Here is a 14,929-nt window from a genome sequence, read left to right on the forward strand (position 1 = left end):
GCATGCAATGGCAGACCTTAGGCAGTACCCCGTTTCTGCCGCCGCTGTATTGGCGCGCAGCACTCAAGCGCAAGATCACCGGCAGCACCTTGCCCGAGCAGGGGTTGCGCTGCCAGGTGAGTGTCAATCCGAAGGATGTGGCGGCCTATCGTAACGTCTGCGGCTTTGCCGACAGCCCCATCCTACCGGCCACTTACCCGCATATCCTGGCGTTCGGCCTACAGATGCAATTGCTGACCGCAAAAAACTTTCCGTTCCCGCTGCTGGGGCTGATTCACCTGCGTAACCGTATCCGTATCCATCGGCCGCTGGGCGCTGTCAGCGAGGTGACGGTTACTGTGCACACGCAGAACCTGAGGCCGCACGCCAAAGGTGCGACCTTTGAAGTGGTGACCACTCTCGAGGACTCCCTCGGCCTGCTGTGGGAAGCTGAAAGCCAAATGCTCTGCCGGGGTGTGAAGCTAGACGGCGAACCAACGGATGACACATTGCCCAGCCCCACACAGGTCAACGAACTGACCCGCTGGAAAGCACCCGCCGATATCGGCCGTCGCTACGCCCGTGTGTCCGGCGATTACAACCCTATCCATTTGAGCGCGCTGACCGCCAAGCTATTCGGCTTCCCTCAAGCCATTGCTCATGGGTTGTGGAACAACGCGCATACCCTCGCAGTCCTGGGTGAACACTTACCGGCTGCCAACATTGAAATAGTCGTTGAGTTCAAGAAGCCCGTGCGTTTGCCCAGTGAAGTAACACTATTAGCCCGAGCGCCCGGCGCCAGCGGTGAGTTGCTATTAAAGGGATCAGGTGACATTGAGCATATGGTCGGCAAGTGGCAACCCATCGCCTGAAAAACACTGATTAATTGTATATATACACACTAAGTTATAGCGGACCTTACCCCGTCCGCTTTTTTATTTAACTCACTGATATAATTAATATATACATCTTGATACATCCTCACCCTACACCCTTGGCATTAGTCGCTAAGCGCTGCCGGAAGCCCCGTATATAAGTTATTAATACCAAGTTGAGCGTTGCGAGAAAAAGCCCCCGGGTCTGTTATAGCCACACGGACAAACGTATCGCTACCCAAGAAGTAACGAGCGTTTGAAACAACCAAGGTTGTACAGGTGCAAGGGAACTCAATCATGAAAACTCAAACTCAAGTAGTGCTATGGAAAGCAAGTACCGCGCTGGCCCTGATCATGGCGATGAGCCTCGGTGGTTGCAGCAGCGGTGGCGGCGGACATCACAGCAGCGTGGCAGCCTCGTCCCCTGACGCGGGAGCCGGAAGCGGTGGTGGTACCGGCGGCGGTACGGATGGTGGTACTGGCGGCGGCACTGGCGGCGGAACTGGTGGCGGCACGGGCGGTGGTACTGGCGGCGGAACCGGTGGCGGCACGGGCGGTGGTACTGGTGGCGGAACCGGCGGTGGCACGGGCGGCGGCACGGGCTCGACGACTCCGCTAGTCACTGGCCAGGTTGTCGGCACCCTGGGCACCACCGTCGGTAATGTCGGCGCAGCAGTGGGCGACCTGGGTTCGACCCTGACCGACGTGCCCATCGTCGGCGTAACCGCTGGTGGCCTGGTTACTGCGACCGGCAAAGCCGTGACCAGCATCGGTACCGGCGTGACTGCGGGCCTGGGCTCGCTGGGCACCAACAGCAATTCACTGGGCATTACCGTCGCAGGCGTAGGTGACGGCGTCGCCGACTTGGGCACCGGCGTATCGAACACCGGCAAATCCCTGGGTACTACATTAGGTGGCATTCCGGTTGTCGGCGGCTTGACCGGCGGCGTAGGCACCGCAGCAGGTGGCCTGGTGGATAAAGTCGGCGAGGCCGTGACCATGCTCGGCGACACCCTCAGCACCGCCAGTACCACCGGCCCGCTGGGCTCAGTGACCAACACGCTTGGCGGCAAAGTACTGGTGCCTGTGGTGTCGCTGGTGGAAAACACCACCGGCAATCTCGGCAGAGCGAGTGGCTTGGGCAACCCGGTCGGTGGCGTGCTGGATAAAGTCGGTGCCACCGTCACAGGCCTTGGCGGCCAAGTCGCCAGCGCCGGTGGTACAGGCAACCCTCTGGGCACAGTCGTAGGCGGCGTCTTGACGGGTGTCGGCACCACGTTTGATAAGTCCAGCGGCTATGTGAATCCAGCGTCCAGCGCCCCAGCTTCCGGCCTGCCTGAGCTTGTCGGCGGCTTGGTCGCCAACGTGGGTAACGGCCTGAATATCGGCAACACCAACGGCACCGTCAGCGCAGCAGGTGTCACTGGTGGCGCACTGGGCAACACCGTCGCCTCCCTCGGCACTATCATCGGCGGTACCGGCGTCGCCAACACCGCCGCCACCTCGCCGGTAGCAGGCTTGGCCACTAACGTCGGCGCAGCGCTGAACCCTGTGACCTCCGGTGTCGCCAGCCTGACGCAAAACATCGGCACCACCGCGGGCATCGGCGCTCCCGTCAACGGCCTGGTCACTCAAGTCGGCGGTGCAGTAAGCGGTATCGGCGCCAACCTGACCGCGGCCAACGCCAACCCGATCACTAACACCTTGGGCACCACCGTATCGGCGGTTGGCAACACGGTGGGCTCGGTGGGTGGTTTGGTCACCGGGGGCACCAGCGGCGGTGGCGGCTTGCTCGGTGGCTTGAGCGTCGGCGCCAGTGGCTCGGCCAGCGGCAGTGCAAGCACTGGCACCAGTGGCGGTCTGGGAGGTTTGTTGAATGGCCTGACAGGCAAAAAATAGAATTGCACCTGGCCGATTAGACGGCCTCCCCTACAGCGCCTACGCTTGGTTGAGACGAGAGACCCTATAAGTCTCTCGTCTTTTTTATGGGCTGGTTTTAACCCTAATGCCTTGCCCTCCCGAACCGCGTCCCAGAACCCGGCGGGCCCGAAATGCTGCTGCAGTTTGACCAAGGAGTGTCCTATGCGCGTGTTGACGCCGTTGTTAGTGCTAACCCTCAGCGCCTACGTCCAGGCCGAGACCCTTCCCAGCTTCCTCAACAGCAACGACACCATACGTAACCTGCCGGTGCCCAACCTTCCCGCCGACGCCTATCGATCGGTCACACCTCAGACCCAAGTACCCGAAGCGCCTGCTACCCAGGGCCAGCCCTTGTTGATGGACACCAAGGTCACCATCCGCAAGCTGCAAATCGAGGGCGGCACCATCTACCCGCTCGACGAGACAGCCAAGGCCTACGCGCCGCTGATTGGCCATGAGACCAACCTCGCGCAACTGATCGAAGCCACCCGCAGCATTACGCGGCGCTACCAGGACGACGGCTACCTGCTGTCCTACGCATTTCTGCCGCAACAGACCTTCGAAAACGGCCTGGTGCGTGTGGTGCTGGTGGAGGGTTACATCAAGGATTATCAACAAAGCGGCGACATCGGCTCGGTGTCGGCGTACGTCGACAAGCTGGCGAATAAACTGCTGGCCGAACGCCCTCTCACCCGCAAGACGTTTGAACGCTATACCACGCTCATGGGCCGTATTCCCGGCGTAACGTTGCAGGCGCAAGTGCCACCGCCAGGCACCACCGATGGCGGCACGCACATGGTCATCCAGGCCACCCGCAAGCCATTTACCACCAGCATGAGCCTGGTCGACAAAAACCGTGGCGGCACGCAAGCATTGCTCACCGCCACCAGCAACTCACAGACAGCTATGGGCGAGCAGTTGAACATCAGCGGCCTGTTCCCGCCGGGCGATGACAAAGAGCATTACTACCGCTTGGGCTACAGCCAATTCATCAATGCCGAAGGCAGCCAACTGGCGCTTGGCGCGGAGCGTTATCGCGCCGACCCCAAAAGCAACATCCAACTCGATGGCGGCTTCGAGCTCAAGCCGCACCAGGCGATCGACCGCTACACCATCGGCCTCAGCCACCCACTGATTGCTTCACCTAACGAATCGTTGACCTTGGGCACGCGCCTGTACGCGGTGGACCAAACCACCCGCTATCAACTGGTGGGCTACCCCAACCGTTTCGACATCGAAACCAACTTGCGTGCGCTGGCGTTCGAGGGCGACTGGCGCAAGTCCGACACTCGGCAATTGCGCATTCTGAGCGCCGGCGTGTACCAAGGCATCAACGGTTTGGGCGCCACTACCCGCAGTGATCTGGAAGGAACGAAACCTGACCTGGACTTCTTTCGCCTACGTCTGTCGGGCGTGCAGAGCGACAAATTTTTCGATAACTGGCAAGGCGTGCTATCGGGTGCGTTCTACTGGAGCGACAACACGTTGCCCGACAGTGAACGCGCTACGTTCGGCGGGCAGAACTTCGGCCGCGGCTACCCCGATGACCAGGGCTCGGGCGACAAGGGTTGGGGCGTGGCGTATGAGGTCAACTACAGTTTCAACCGTGCCGGCAATTGGGTGAAGGTCCTGCAACCCTATGTGGTGCTCGACCGCGCCAAGACCTGGTTCAACGAGCTGCCGGTCAAAAGCAATGACATGTCATCGGCGGCCGTGGGGCTGCGCTTTGGCGACAATAAGTACTACAACATTGCCCTTGAAGCGGCCAAGCCGATGTCGGACATCGCCCTAGATAGCTTCAACCGGCGGCCGCGGTACACGCTGAGTTTCAGCTACCAACTGTGAGTATTTGTGGCGGCTCGCTTGTTAGGGACGGCAGTCTCCTGTTGCGAACGGGCTTGCCACAGGAAGCCCACCGCCCACAGGCAAGCCCGCTGGCCACAAACAAGTCAGCGCCCAAAACAAGCTCGCTTGCTACAGAGAGCTCGCGCTTAAAATCTATGTTTGGCCAGCGGAAATAGGCTGTTGAGGGTGTCGATCAATCGCACTAGATAAATAGGCTTGCGAAACAGGTCCAGCACCTGCAGACGCAGCATATCGCTGACGTCATCCATCTCGGCATGACCTGACATCACGATCACCGGCAAGTGTTGGCGATCAGTGTGTTCGCGCAGGCGCTTGATCAGGGAGATGCCGCTTTCCTCGGGCATGCGTAGGTCGGTAATGACCAGCGCGATGTCCGGGTTCAGGGTCAACTCCTGCAACGCGTAAGTGACGGAGGTGGCGGTAAAACAAACGAAGCCCTCGTTCTCCAGCGACTCCGCCAGTTCTACGAGGGCATCTTCTTCGTCGTCCACCAACAGGATTTGTTGGCGAAAAGGTGCAGCTGCAGCATTCATGGGTACTACCTGGCGTTGCTAATCAATAACAAAGGTACTCACAGAATGCCGTCTACAAGGTCACGTTGGCGTTATGGCTGTCGTGATCTTTGTAAACAACGCACTGATCTGAGGAGACAGCGTAGTCCCTGCTGCCAGTATCACCAGCGCTACAATTGCGACGAGGATGAGGTACTCAATCGCCGTTGCACCGTCTTTGCGACGGAAGAACAACTGGAGTTGAACGCAACATCTCATCAAAAGATCAAGGATCATGATAAGGCTCCTCTGGCGCCTCTGCGCCTAGTCAATAGTAAGGCACTGCACAGTCGTCAGATACCTTGCGATTTTACGGTGGCGTAACGGCGGTGGTGATCTTGTCGAAGAACGCAGTGATCTGAGGTTTTAGCGTTGTGCCAGCTGCCAGTATCACCAACGCTACAATCGCCACGAGAATGAGATATTCAATCGCCGTCGCGCCGTCTTTACGCTGAAAAAGCAACTGCAGTTGGACGTGAATTCTAATCAACAGATCGAGGATCATAAGGACTGCTCCCTGGGCGGCCAAGCGCCCTAGCTCGGTGCTGCACAGTAATTGCGATGTGCCACTTGAGCATTGTCAACAAACCCCACCCTCACAACTGTAAGAACGAATTAATCACAAAGTAGTGGGTGCTTTACGGGCGCATTAAAACCGTGATTTTCACGTCAAGTTAGGGCTGCACAAAGAAATTTATCTGTCAGTAATGGCATTTCGTCCTAGCTGAACTACCTTCAAATAGCGAAATAGTTAGTCCACTGTTCATAGCAGCCGGGTTGCGTAATTGACCTGTTCGGATAGACGGGTTGTGGTGCAACGGGAAAAGGAGAGCCGTCATGAACACGCGTCTGAGCATGATTCTGGCTGGTGTGCTGTTGATCGGTGCGCTGTTTGCCGGTTATTGGGGGTTTGTCCTCAGCCGTGCACCTACTCCGGCAGCGCCACCGCCGCCCCAAGCCGCTCCTGTCGAAAAAGCCGTCGCCGTGGTGGAAGACCAGACCCGCCAACCGGTGGTAGTACTGGCCCACGATGTGCCGCCTTTTGTGGCCCTGAATGCGGCTGACCTTACCGTCGAAAAATTACGCACCGTGCCGGCCGGCAGCATGACCAGTGTCGACCAGGCCATCGGCCGCACACCGTGGCGTGCCCTGCAGGCTGGCACCTGGCTCAACGAAGAGAGCTTCACCCCCGGTGGCCCCTTGGCGCGCATGATTCGCCCGGACGAACGCGCCCTGGCAGTGGCCGTCGATGAAGTGATCGGCGCGGCCGGGCAGTTGAGCCCCGGCGACTATGTAGACGTGCTGTTGTACCTGCGCCAGGACACCGCCAACCTCGAACAATCCGCCCAAGTGGTCGTCCCCGCCATGCGCTTGCTCAGTGTCGGCGATCAAATGGGGCTGACCAACGACGGCACCCCCGCCTCCCCTCCCGCGATGACCGCCGAAGAGAAAGCCCAACGCCGCGCGCCCTCTCGCACCGTCGTGCTTGCGGTGCCCGAGCAACTGCTGAGCCGACTGATGCTGGCCTCCCAGGCTGGCACTTTGCGCCTCGCCGTGCGCAGCAGCGAGGAGCGCCTGCTCAGCCACTACTGGGCTGGCGAAAGCGACGCGCCGAACAAGCTGCAGAGCGCCAACCGCGACCTCTACCAGTTCACGCAACTGGCCTTCGCCCAAGCCCCGAAAAAGCTCGCCCAGAGCACGCCGCGCCGCGCAGGTGTCGAGGTGATACGCGGCAACCAAGCCACCCAACAAACGCCCGACTGAACAAGGATGCTGTGCATGACCCGACGTTTCGCACCGGTGTTCACGCTGAAAATCGCCTGCGCCCTGCTGCTGTCGAACCTGTCTGTGGGCCTGGCCATGGCCGCCACAGGCAACTGCGGCAGTCTGGGTCAGTTACCCGCCGCGCTCTCGGTAGGCGAGGGTCTGCAACAAGAACTGCAGTCACCGCTGGCGATCACTCGTCTGGCGATTGGCGACCCGAAAATCGCCGATGTCCATCTCAATGGCGACCGTGGCTTCCTGCTGACCGGCATCGCCCCAGGCACTACCAGCCTGATGGTCTGGACCGCGTGCTCCAACACGCCGCGCCAGAGCATGGTGTTCGTCAAGGGTAAGGCCACGGCAGCCCTGACTAGCCTGTCATTGGCGCCAGCGGACGACCCTTCGCTGCCCAGCCAGGTGCAGACCGACATCCGTTTTGTAGAGGTCAGCCGCACCAAGCTCAAGGAAGCCAGCACCAAAATCCTCGGCATGGGTAAGAACTTTTTCCTTGGCAGCCCCAACCTGTTGTTCCCCACATCCAGCACCTTCAAGCTGCCGGTGAGTGCGGACCAGTTCAACATCGGCTTCGGCGGCGGACGTGTTTCCGCGATGATCAACGCCCTGGAAAGCAGCGGCTTTGCCTACACTCTGGCGCGTCCAAGCCTGGTCGCGATGAGCGGGCAAAGTGCGACCTTCCTGGCCGGTGGCGAGATCCCGATCCCGGTGCCCAGCAGCGGCAGTAACACTATTTCCATCGAGTACAAAGAGTTCGGCATTCGCCTGACCCTGACCCCCACCGTTATCGACCGCAACCGGATTTCCCTCAAAGTGGCGCCGGAAGTCAGCGAGCTGGATTACACCAACGCAGTGACCATTCAAAACATCCAAGTGCCGGCCCTGACCATCCGCCGCACCGACACCAGCGTATCCCTGGCCGATGGTGAAAGCTTCGTGATCAGCGGCCTGATCAGCAGCAACAACACCACCAGTATCAGCAAGTTTCCTGGCCTGGGTGACATCCCGATTCTGGGCGCATTCTTTCGCGACTCGTCGGTCAACCGCCAAGACAAAGAACTGCTGATGATCGTCACCCCGCACCTGGTGCAGCCGCTGGCCGCCAACGCCCAGCTGCCGTCCTTGCCCGGCGAGAACCTGCGCAACTATGACCCGAATTGGTACCGCCTATACTTCTTGGAAAACGGCAATTTCGACCGTAACAATGGGTTGTCCCAATGAGCGATAGCCTGAACCAGACTTACCTGGCAATCACCCGCAATACCACCGACCTGGAGTGGCTGCAGGGCGCGCTGGCACCGCTTGGCCAAGTGGTCAGCGCCGGCAGCGGTAACCTGGACGAGTTGCTGGCGTTGGTCGATGTGACCTTCGCCACCCTTGTGTTTGTCGGCCTCGACCGCGAGCACGTGGTGGCCCAAAGCGCGCTGATCGAAGGCGCATTGGAAGCCAAGCCGATGTTGGCCATCGTCGCCCTCGGTGACGGTATGGACAACCAATTGGTGCTCAATGCGATGCGTGCCGGCGCGCGGGATTTTGTCGCCTACGGTTCACGTTCCAGCGAAGTAGCCGGGCTGGTGCGACGCCTGAACAAACGCCTGCCACCCGTCACTACCCACACTCAACTGGGCGGCCTCACCGTGCTGTACGGCACCCAAAGCAACGCCGACGGTGCGCTGCTCACCAGCCACCTGGCGTTGGTCGTACAAAAGAGCGGCCAGCAAACCCTGCTACTCGACCTGGGTCTGCCACGGGGTGACAGCCTGGCGCTGCTGGGGCTCGAAAGCTCGTTCAACTTCGGCGATGCCCTGCGGCATTTGCGGCGGTTGGATGCCACCTTAATCAACAGTGCTTTCACCTCAGCCGAGGACGGCCTGCGCATCCTCGCCTACGCCGCCAATGATGAGCCCTTGGAACAGACCAGCGCTGCCGAGCTGTACATGCTGCTCAGCGCCTTGCGCCAGCACTTCCAACATATTGTGGTGAACGTCACCGGCCAGCAAGACAGCGAAGCGCTGCGCACCTTTGTCAGCCACTGCGACAAGTTGTTGTGGTGCACCGATCAAAGCGTGCTGGACTGCCGTCGCAACCTTGCCGCGCTGAACCAGTGGCGCGAAAAGGGTTTGAAACTGGAGCATGCCAAGCTGTTGGTCGATCGCTATATCAAAAGCTGCGCGCCCGATTCCGAGGCCTTGGGCAAGAGCTTCGGGCTGGAGGTGATCGCCGTATTGCCACTAAGCCCGGAGGTACGCCTGAACGCGAAAAACCAGGGGCAAACCTTGTTCGCCCTGGCGCCGCGAGACCCCCTCACTCAAGGCATGAGAACCCTGGGCGAACGTTTGGCGAAACGTTCGGAAGGCATGAAAAAACCCTCACATAACTGGTTTGAACGCCTGCTGGGTACGGGTAAATGAACGGCGAAAATCTCTTCGGCACCCCCACTCGCAGTGTCGGTGGCAACACCGACCACGACGGGCTGAAACTGGTGTTGCATCGCTACATCATCGATGCCATCGAAGAGTCGGGAAAGAATCTGCTGGAGGGCTCACGCCCGCTGTTGGCGCAATTTGTCATCGACAAAGTCGCCGAGTACATCAACCGCATGCACCTGGCGATTTCCCGTTATGAGATGGAGCGCCTGGCCGAAGAAATCGTCGACGAGCTGACCGGTTTTGGCCCGCTGGAAGTGTTGCTGCGCGACCCGTCGGTGACAGAAATCCTGGTCAACGGCCCGCACCGGGTGTTTATCGAGCGTGAGGGTCTGCTGCACCAGAGTGATCTGCGGTTCATTGACGCGCACCACGTGGAGCGCGTCATGCAACGCATCCTCGCGCCCCTGGGGCGGCGCCTGGACGAGTCGTCGCCGATGGTCGATGCGCGCCTGCCCGATGGCAGCCGGGTCAACGCGATCATTCCGCCGATTGCCCTGGACGGGCCGTGCCTGTCGATTCGAAAGTTTCGCAAGGACATGCTCAAGAGCAGCGACCTGGTGGCCATGCAAACCATCGACCAGAATATCTTCGACTTCTTCCAGGAGGCGGTGGGCAAGCGCTGCAACATCCTGATCAGCGGCGGCACCGGCACCGGTAAAACCACGCTGCTGAACATCCTCAGTCAGTTGATCAACCCGCATGAGCGCCTGGTAACCATCGAAGACGTCGCCGAGCTGCAACTGGGCCACCCTCACGTCGTGCGCCTGGAAACCCGCCCGCCGAATGCCGAGGGCCACGGTGAGGTCAAGGCCAGCGACCTGATCCGCAACGCTTTGCGGATGCGCCCCGACCGCATCATTCTCGGTGAGATCCGCGGCGTGGAAGTGCTCGACGTACTGACGGCCATGAACACTGGCCACGACGGTTCCATGAGTACCGTGCACGCCAACAATGCGGCCGATGCCTTGCTGCGCCTGGAAACATTGGTGGGCTTGACCGGACGCGTGGTGGCCGAAAAAACCCTGCGGCAAATGATCTGCGCTGCCCTGGATGTGGTGATTCAACTGACCCGCCTGCCGGATGGCCGTCGTTGCGTCAGCGAAGTGGTCGAGGTGGTGGGCATCCGTGAAGACGTGTACGTGACCAACACCCTGTTCCGCCATGACCGGCGTACCGGCTTCGGCTTTCTGCGCGAGGCAGTCAACCCGGCCGGTGAAAAACTGCGCCGCGAACCGACACTGCCTTGAAGGAGGCGCAAGCATGACTGGGGCCATCCTGCTGCTCATCTGCCTGATCCTGATCGGCCTATCGATTCGCTCCTTCCAGAACGGTTTGCGCCGCGCCCAGACCGAGCGCGTGCTGGGCCGCCTTGCCGAAGGCCAGCCGCAGCTCGTCGAGGAGAACAGCCAGTGGAGCGGCGTAGAACGCATGTTCCTGCGCGCAGGTCTGGGCAAACCCAGTGATAACCTCAGCCTATGGCTGGCAGCCTGGGCCCTCGGCGCGGCGCTGGGGTTGCTGGTTGCCAGTTGGATGGGCCTGCTGGTGATGCTGGTGTTGCCGCCCCTGGGGCTGCGCCTGTATATCGCCTGGCGCTATCAACGGCGCATCAAGCGCATGATCGAACAACTGCCGCAATTGCTCGACCACACCGTGCGCAGCCTCAAGGCCGGGCGCACACTGGCCGACGCGGTACTCGGCGGCATCGACATCACGCAAGACCCGTTGCAAACAGCCATGGGCCGTATTCAGCGCAACGTGCAACTGGGCGTAAGCCTGCCGGAGTCGGCCCACGACTTTGCCGAGTTCTACGAGCGCGACGAGTTTCGCCTGTTCGCCCTGGGCTTGAAGGTCAACCACCGCTATGGCGGTAACGCCAGCGAACTGTTGGAGAACCTGATCAAAATGATCCGCGAGCGCGAGCAAGCCGCCCGCCAACTGCGGGCCTTGACCGGCGAAACCCGCGTGACCGCCTATGTGCTCACCGCCCTGCCGATCTCAATGATCGGCTACTTCCTGGCGGTGAACCCCGCGTACCTGATGACCATGTGGAACGACGGCACCGGGCGCATCCTGTTGTTCGTGGCGCTGGTGATGCAGCTGCTGGGCTGCTTCACCTTGTGGCGCATGTTGCGGAGCGTATGAGATGGCTATTGCACTGCTGATCAGCGCTGTACTGTTCATCGCCGCCCTGGGATTGGTGCTGGCCAACCTGATGAAGCACCGCCGCGGCCAGCGCCTGGTTGCCCAACGCTTGCAAGGCCAGATGGGGCGCGAACACACGCTCGGCACGCTGATGCGGCAACTGGGCAGCAGCCCGCTCGCGCAACGCTCGGTGAGCCTGGACAACGAAACCCAGATCCTGCTCAACCGCGTCGGCTGGCGCCAAGCCAACCAGCGCTCGATGTTCGCCGCCGTCCAAGTGGGTACGCCGTTGTTACTGCTGATCATTACAGTGGTGGCCCAAGAGCTGCTGTTTCCCAACGTCGCCTCGCCGTGGCTGGCACCCCTGCTGGCCCTGGGCATCGGCTACCTGTTGCCCAAGCGCATCCTGGCCAGGGCCGCTAAGGCGCGCCAGCAACGCATCTCTCGTGAGGTATCGACCTTCATTCCGCTGCTGCGCATCCTGTTCGAGTCGGGCATGGCGGTTGAACAGGCACTGCGTGTACTAAGCGTTGAAGCGCAACGCCTGCTGCCAGCGCTGACCTATGAACTGCGCCTGATCCTGTCACGGGTCGACTCGGGCCTGGAGCTGAGCGAGGAGCTGGGCAAGACCGCCATGCTCTTGGCCGTGGACGAATTCACCGACACCTGCACCATCCTCCAGCAACTGATCCAGCAAGGCGGCGGGGCGATGAAGTCGTTGCTGTCGCTCAAGCAATTACTCGACGACCGACGCCTCACACGGATCCAGGAGTTCGTGTCGAAGATGTCGGCAAAAATGTCGGTGGTGATGATGGTGTTTTTGTTTCCTGCCTTGCTGATCGTGCTTGGGGGGCCCGCCTTCATCGGCATCACCCGGGCCCTGAGTAACTTATGAGGAGCGCCCGATGAAAGCCTTGATAGCCGGTTTGAGCTTGTTGCTGCTGGGCGGTTGCGCCACCAATGGCCAAACCCCGTGGGGTGGGTTTACGGGCAGTTGCTCCAAACCCAGCTCCGACCAGGAGCTGTCGCTGAACCTGGCCGATGAAATGGCCGGCGACGGCAAGCTGCACGCCAGCCTCGCCAACCTGCAAAGCTTGCCGACCAATTTGCCCCAGGTACGCCTGCGCCAGGCCAAGGCCTACCGCCTGCTCGGGCGCAGCGAAGCCGAGCCGTTGTACCGCAGCCTGATCGGCACCTGCATGGCTGCCGAAGGCGAACACGGCCTGGGGCAAATCGCCTCGGCCAAGGGCGATAACGGGCAAGCCATGGCTCACTTGCAACGCGCTTCACGGCTGGCGCCGACCGACGAGAAAATCCGCAATGACTTGGGCGTGGTGTACCTCAATCAACGGCGCCTGGAAGACGCCCGCTTTGAGTTCATGACCGCCATGGAACTCAAGCAGAGCGATCCGCTGGCGGCCGTCAACTTGGTGACGCTGTTGATTTATCAGGACAACTGGCACCAGGCCGCGCAACTGGTCAGCCAGATGGGCCTGAGCCCTGAGCAAGTCACTGAAGCCCAGGCGCGGGCCGAGAAACTCAAAGTGTCCAGCGTGCCTGCTGCCAAGGCCAAGGACCAGATCGCCACGGTCACTGACGCCGCAAGCAACCCGAGGAACTGATGATGAAAGTGCCCTGTTTCACAAGCTTGGCAATGCTCGCCTTGCCCATCAGCGTCATGGCCATAGAGCCCGGCCCGTCGTCGCAGCAGCAGGCGCTCACCGAGCAATGGTTGACGCTGCAGTCCACGGGCAGCGCAGCGTCCAAGACACCACAGAAGGCCTCGGCAGCCGAGCGCGACAAGGCTCACCAGCGTTTGCTGGACAGCTACAAGTACCCCATTCCGGAGTATTTCGAGCAGAAGGTGGGGGGCAAAACTGAAGGCAGTAATTGAGTAACGCAGTTCCAAATGTGGGAGGCGCTTGCTCCCTCCCACATTTTTGACCAGATTCGACAGCAGTAGGTCAGTGAGCCGTGACTCGCTGACGCAAAGCGGAGTTGTTCGGCGATAGCGCCAGCGCCAGTTGCGTGCGGTTGTGCATGTGCGTCAGGCGCAGCACTTGCGACACATACAGCTTCACGGTGTTTTCAGTAATGCCCAACTCGCAGGCGATCTGGTAGTTGGTCTGCCCCTTGCCCACCAGCCGGGCGACATCCAATTGGCGCGGCGACAACGGGTTGAAGATCGCCGGAATTTCCAGCGGCCCGGCATCCTCGGCCGACACCTCTTCACCGTCCAGCCCTGGCCGGTTGCTGCGCACTTTGTCGAGGTCCTCATACAGATCGTTGATGGATTCGGAAAGAAACTGCAGCTTCTGGTTCAAGTTGCCCAGTTGCAGTTCCTTCTTGCGCTCTTGCAGCACAGATTCCTGGCGCTGCAGGCCCTCGAGCAACTCGTCCAGATTGATCGGTTTCTGGTAGTAGTCCGCGATCCCGGCGCGCAGAGCCTTGATCACGTCCTGCTTGTCGGCGCGGCCGGTCAACATGATCGCCTCAAAGGCCCGCTGTTTACCGGCGACCTTTTGCAGGGCCTGCACCAACTCGATGCCGTCCATGTCCGGCATATGCAGATCGCACAGCACCAGGCCGATCTCGGCGTCTTCGTTGAAGCGCTTCAGGGCCTGCTCACTGGACTCACACGGGACGCAACGGAAACCGCTGCTTTCAAGAAATTCACACAGTTCTTCCACGATGAGTGGTTGATCGTCGACCACAAGCACTTTTACTGCAGAAATAAGCTTGTTCACGCGCTACTCCATGCATTGCAAGCCAAAAGATTGACTGATCCCTTAGAACGAATAGTCCTGCACATCTACTGATAAACGTAGACGCACTTTCTAACTATGTACATAGCGTTAATACATTCAAACGACTAGTGGATCCACACCCAGGCAAAGGTGAAGCCCACCAGTAGAAACGGAGCAAACGGCATCTTTTTTGACAGGTTCGGCGCCAAATAACCCATATGGCGTTTAAGGCCTTGATTCATATGAAGCCAAAGCTTTGGCACCATTACCAACCAAAGTAAATTGGCGGTCGCAGCCCCTATAAACGAGTACAACAGGTACTCGGCATCCGACGCCAACGCCAACGCTGCGAGCAGCTTCACGTCCCCAGCGCCCAAACGGCCCAGAGCGTAACCAGGCAGGGTCAACAGTAACGCCAGAACAAACGCTAACAGCCCCTGCCCGGCCGCCGCACCGAGCCAGGTGGTGCCCGTCCACAGCAGATAGATCAACGCCAGCAGGGCAGCACCCAAGGTCAGACGATTGGCGAGCAGTCGCTGCCGAGCGTCTTGCACCGCACACAGCACTAACCACACCACCACCAACGCACCCTTGATCACGTAAAAGCCATCCCTTTTTGCCGATTGATTCTATGCTGATAT

General features: G+C 60.2%; 16 protein-coding genes. 11 read left to right on the forward strand and 5 right to left on the reverse strand.

The window, feature by feature from the left end; genetic code table 11:
* The first annotated feature begins 2 nt into the window (after window positions 1-2).
* The 3 genes from FW764_RS08060 to FW764_RS08070 all read left to right on the forward strand — a co-directional run bounded on the left by FW764_RS08060 (window position 3) and on the right by FW764_RS08070 (window position 4,619).
* The gene (locus FW764_RS08060; protein ID WP_446433484.1) at window positions 3-851 is read left to right on the forward strand and encodes a MaoC family dehydratase; all 849 of its coding nucleotides are present in this window, start codon (window positions 3-5) and stop codon (window positions 849-851) included.
* Between the two features lie 300 nt (window positions 852-1,151).
* A complete protein-coding gene (locus tag FW764_RS08065) occupies window positions 1,152-2,753 on the forward strand; it encodes a collagen-like triple helix repeat-containing protein (protein WP_446433485.1) in 1,602 nt (533 codons plus the stop codon).
* A 183-nt stretch (window positions 2,754-2,936) separates the two neighbouring features.
* Complete coding sequence (locus tag FW764_RS08070) at window positions 2,937-4,619, forward strand: ShlB/FhaC/HecB family hemolysin secretion/activation protein (protein WP_446433486.1); 1,683 nt, start codon at window positions 2,937-2,939, stop codon at window positions 4,617-4,619.
* A gap of 146 nt (window positions 4,620-4,765) precedes the next feature.
* On the opposite strand, the gene FW764_RS08075 is transcribed toward FW764_RS08070, so the two are convergent.
* From FW764_RS08075 to FW764_RS08085, 3 genes are all read right to left on the reverse strand, one after another.
* Window positions 4,766-5,173 (reverse strand): response regulator, encoded by a 408-nt coding sequence (locus FW764_RS08075; RefSeq protein ID WP_083355439.1) that lies wholly within the window; start codon window positions 5,171-5,173, stop codon window positions 4,766-4,768.
* A gap of 60 nt (window positions 5,174-5,233) precedes the next feature.
* Window positions 5,234-5,428 (reverse strand): Flp family type IVb pilin, encoded by a 195-nt coding sequence (locus FW764_RS08080; protein ID WP_446433487.1) that lies wholly within the window; start codon window positions 5,426-5,428, stop codon window positions 5,234-5,236.
* 73 nt (window positions 5,429-5,501) lie between these two features.
* Complete coding sequence (locus FW764_RS08085; RefSeq protein ID WP_083355440.1) at window positions 5,502-5,696, reverse strand: Flp family type IVb pilin; 195 nt, start codon at window positions 5,694-5,696, stop codon at window positions 5,502-5,504.
* Between the two features lie 332 nt (window positions 5,697-6,028).
* Here FW764_RS08085 and cpaB point away from each other — a divergent pair, with 332 nt between their 5' ends.
* The 8 genes from cpaB to FW764_RS08125 are packed head-to-tail and all read left to right on the forward strand — an operon-like array spanning window position 6,029 to window position 13,435.
* Entirely contained in the window at window positions 6,029-6,955 is a 927-nt protein-coding gene (gene cpaB, locus FW764_RS08090; protein WP_446433488.1) for a Flp pilus assembly protein CpaB, read from the forward strand.
* A 15-nt stretch (window positions 6,956-6,970) separates the two neighbouring features.
* A complete protein-coding gene (locus FW764_RS08095) occupies window positions 6,971-8,191 on the forward strand; it encodes a type II and III secretion system protein family protein (protein WP_446433489.1) in 1,221 nt (406 codons plus the stop codon).
* Complete coding sequence (locus FW764_RS08100; RefSeq protein WP_446433490.1) at window positions 8,188-9,381, forward strand: AAA family ATPase; 1,194 nt, start codon at window positions 8,188-8,190, stop codon at window positions 9,379-9,381. Before FW764_RS08095 ends, FW764_RS08100 begins: the two co-directional genes overlap by 4 nt.
* Window positions 9,378-10,646 carry a CpaF family protein gene (locus tag FW764_RS08105; RefSeq protein ID WP_446433491.1) on the forward strand — a complete coding sequence of 423 codons (1,269 nt, stop codon included), beginning with the start codon at window positions 9,378-9,380 and terminating at the stop codon, window positions 10,644-10,646. The genes FW764_RS08100 and FW764_RS08105 overlap by 4 nt, the downstream gene beginning before the upstream one ends.
* Before the next feature lie 13 nt (window positions 10,647-10,659).
* Window positions 10,660-11,541: a type II secretion system F family protein gene (locus FW764_RS08110; RefSeq protein ID WP_446433492.1), complete on the forward strand. Its 882-nt coding sequence runs from the start codon at window positions 10,660-10,662 to the stop codon at window positions 11,539-11,541.
* Window position 11,542: 1 nt separating this feature from the next.
* Window positions 11,543-12,436: a type II secretion system F family protein gene (locus FW764_RS08115; RefSeq protein WP_446433493.1), complete on the forward strand. Its 894-nt coding sequence runs from the start codon at window positions 11,543-11,545 to the stop codon at window positions 12,434-12,436.
* Window positions 12,437-12,446: 10 nt separating this feature from the next.
* Entirely contained in the window at window positions 12,447-13,163 is a 717-nt protein-coding gene (locus FW764_RS08120; RefSeq protein ID WP_446433494.1) for a tetratricopeptide repeat protein, read from the forward strand.
* 2 nt (window positions 13,164-13,165) lie between these two features.
* Window positions 13,166-13,435 carry a DUF3613 domain-containing protein gene (locus tag FW764_RS08125; RefSeq protein WP_446433495.1) on the forward strand — a complete coding sequence of 90 codons (270 nt, stop codon included), beginning with the start codon at window positions 13,166-13,168 and terminating at the stop codon, window positions 13,433-13,435.
* 70 nt (window positions 13,436-13,505) lie between these two features.
* Here FW764_RS08125 and FW764_RS08130 read toward each other — a convergent pair whose 3' ends face one another.
* Both FW764_RS08130 and FW764_RS08135 read right to left on the reverse strand, forming a co-directional pair.
* The gene (locus FW764_RS08130; protein ID WP_446433496.1) at window positions 13,506-14,288 is read right to left on the reverse strand and encodes a response regulator transcription factor; all 783 of its coding nucleotides are present in this window, start codon (window positions 14,286-14,288) and stop codon (window positions 13,506-13,508) included.
* A 125-nt stretch (window positions 14,289-14,413) separates the two neighbouring features.
* The gene (locus tag FW764_RS08135) at window positions 14,414-14,884 is read right to left on the reverse strand and encodes a prepilin peptidase (protein WP_446433806.1); all 471 of its coding nucleotides are present in this window, start codon (window positions 14,882-14,884) and stop codon (window positions 14,414-14,416) included.
* Window positions 14,885-14,929: the final 45 nt, after the last annotated feature.

This window comes from Pseudomonas sp. 1152_12 (assembly GCF_052850675.1).

What these genes read in the sequence shown, in the direction of transcription:
- FW764_RS08100 (WP_446433490.1), top strand. Translation starts at nt 8,188, where the DNA reads ATGAGCGATAGCCTGAACCAGACTTACCTGGCAATCACCCGCAATACC.
- FW764_RS08075 (WP_083355439.1), bottom strand. Translation starts at nt 5,173, where the DNA reads ATGAATGCTGCAGCTGCACCTTTTCGCCAACAAATCCTGTTGGTGGAC.
- FW764_RS08080 (WP_446433487.1), bottom strand. Translation starts at nt 5,428, where the DNA reads ATGATCCTTGATCTTTTGATGAGATGTTGCGTTCAACTCCAGTTGTTC.
- FW764_RS08065 (WP_446433485.1), top strand. Translation starts at nt 1,152, where the DNA reads ATGAAAACTCAAACTCAAGTAGTGCTATGGAAAGCAAGTACCGCGCTG.
- FW764_RS08110 (WP_446433492.1), top strand. Translation starts at nt 10,660, where the DNA reads ATGACTGGGGCCATCCTGCTGCTCATCTGCCTGATCCTGATCGGCCTA.
- FW764_RS08095 (WP_446433489.1), top strand. Translation starts at nt 6,971, where the DNA reads ATGACCCGACGTTTCGCACCGGTGTTCACGCTGAAAATCGCCTGCGCC.
- FW764_RS08105 (WP_446433491.1), top strand. Translation starts at nt 9,378, where the DNA reads ATGAACGGCGAAAATCTCTTCGGCACCCCCACTCGCAGTGTCGGTGGC.
- FW764_RS08060 (WP_446433484.1), top strand. Translation starts at nt 3, where the DNA reads ATGCAATGGCAGACCTTAGGCAGTACCCCGTTTCTGCCGCCGCTGTAT.
- FW764_RS08120 (WP_446433494.1), top strand. Translation starts at nt 12,447, where the DNA reads ATGAAAGCCTTGATAGCCGGTTTGAGCTTGTTGCTGCTGGGCGGTTGC.
- FW764_RS08085 (WP_083355440.1), bottom strand. Translation starts at nt 5,696, where the DNA reads ATGATCCTCGATCTGTTGATTAGAATTCACGTCCAACTGCAGTTGCTT.
- FW764_RS08115 (WP_446433493.1), top strand. Translation starts at nt 11,543, where the DNA reads ATGGCTATTGCACTGCTGATCAGCGCTGTACTGTTCATCGCCGCCCTG.
- FW764_RS08125 (WP_446433495.1), top strand. Translation starts at nt 13,166, where the DNA reads ATGAAAGTGCCCTGTTTCACAAGCTTGGCAATGCTCGCCTTGCCCATC.
- cpaB (WP_446433488.1), top strand. Translation starts at nt 6,029, where the DNA reads ATGAACACGCGTCTGAGCATGATTCTGGCTGGTGTGCTGTTGATCGGT.
- FW764_RS08070 (WP_446433486.1), top strand. Translation starts at nt 2,937, where the DNA reads ATGCGCGTGTTGACGCCGTTGTTAGTGCTAACCCTCAGCGCCTACGTC.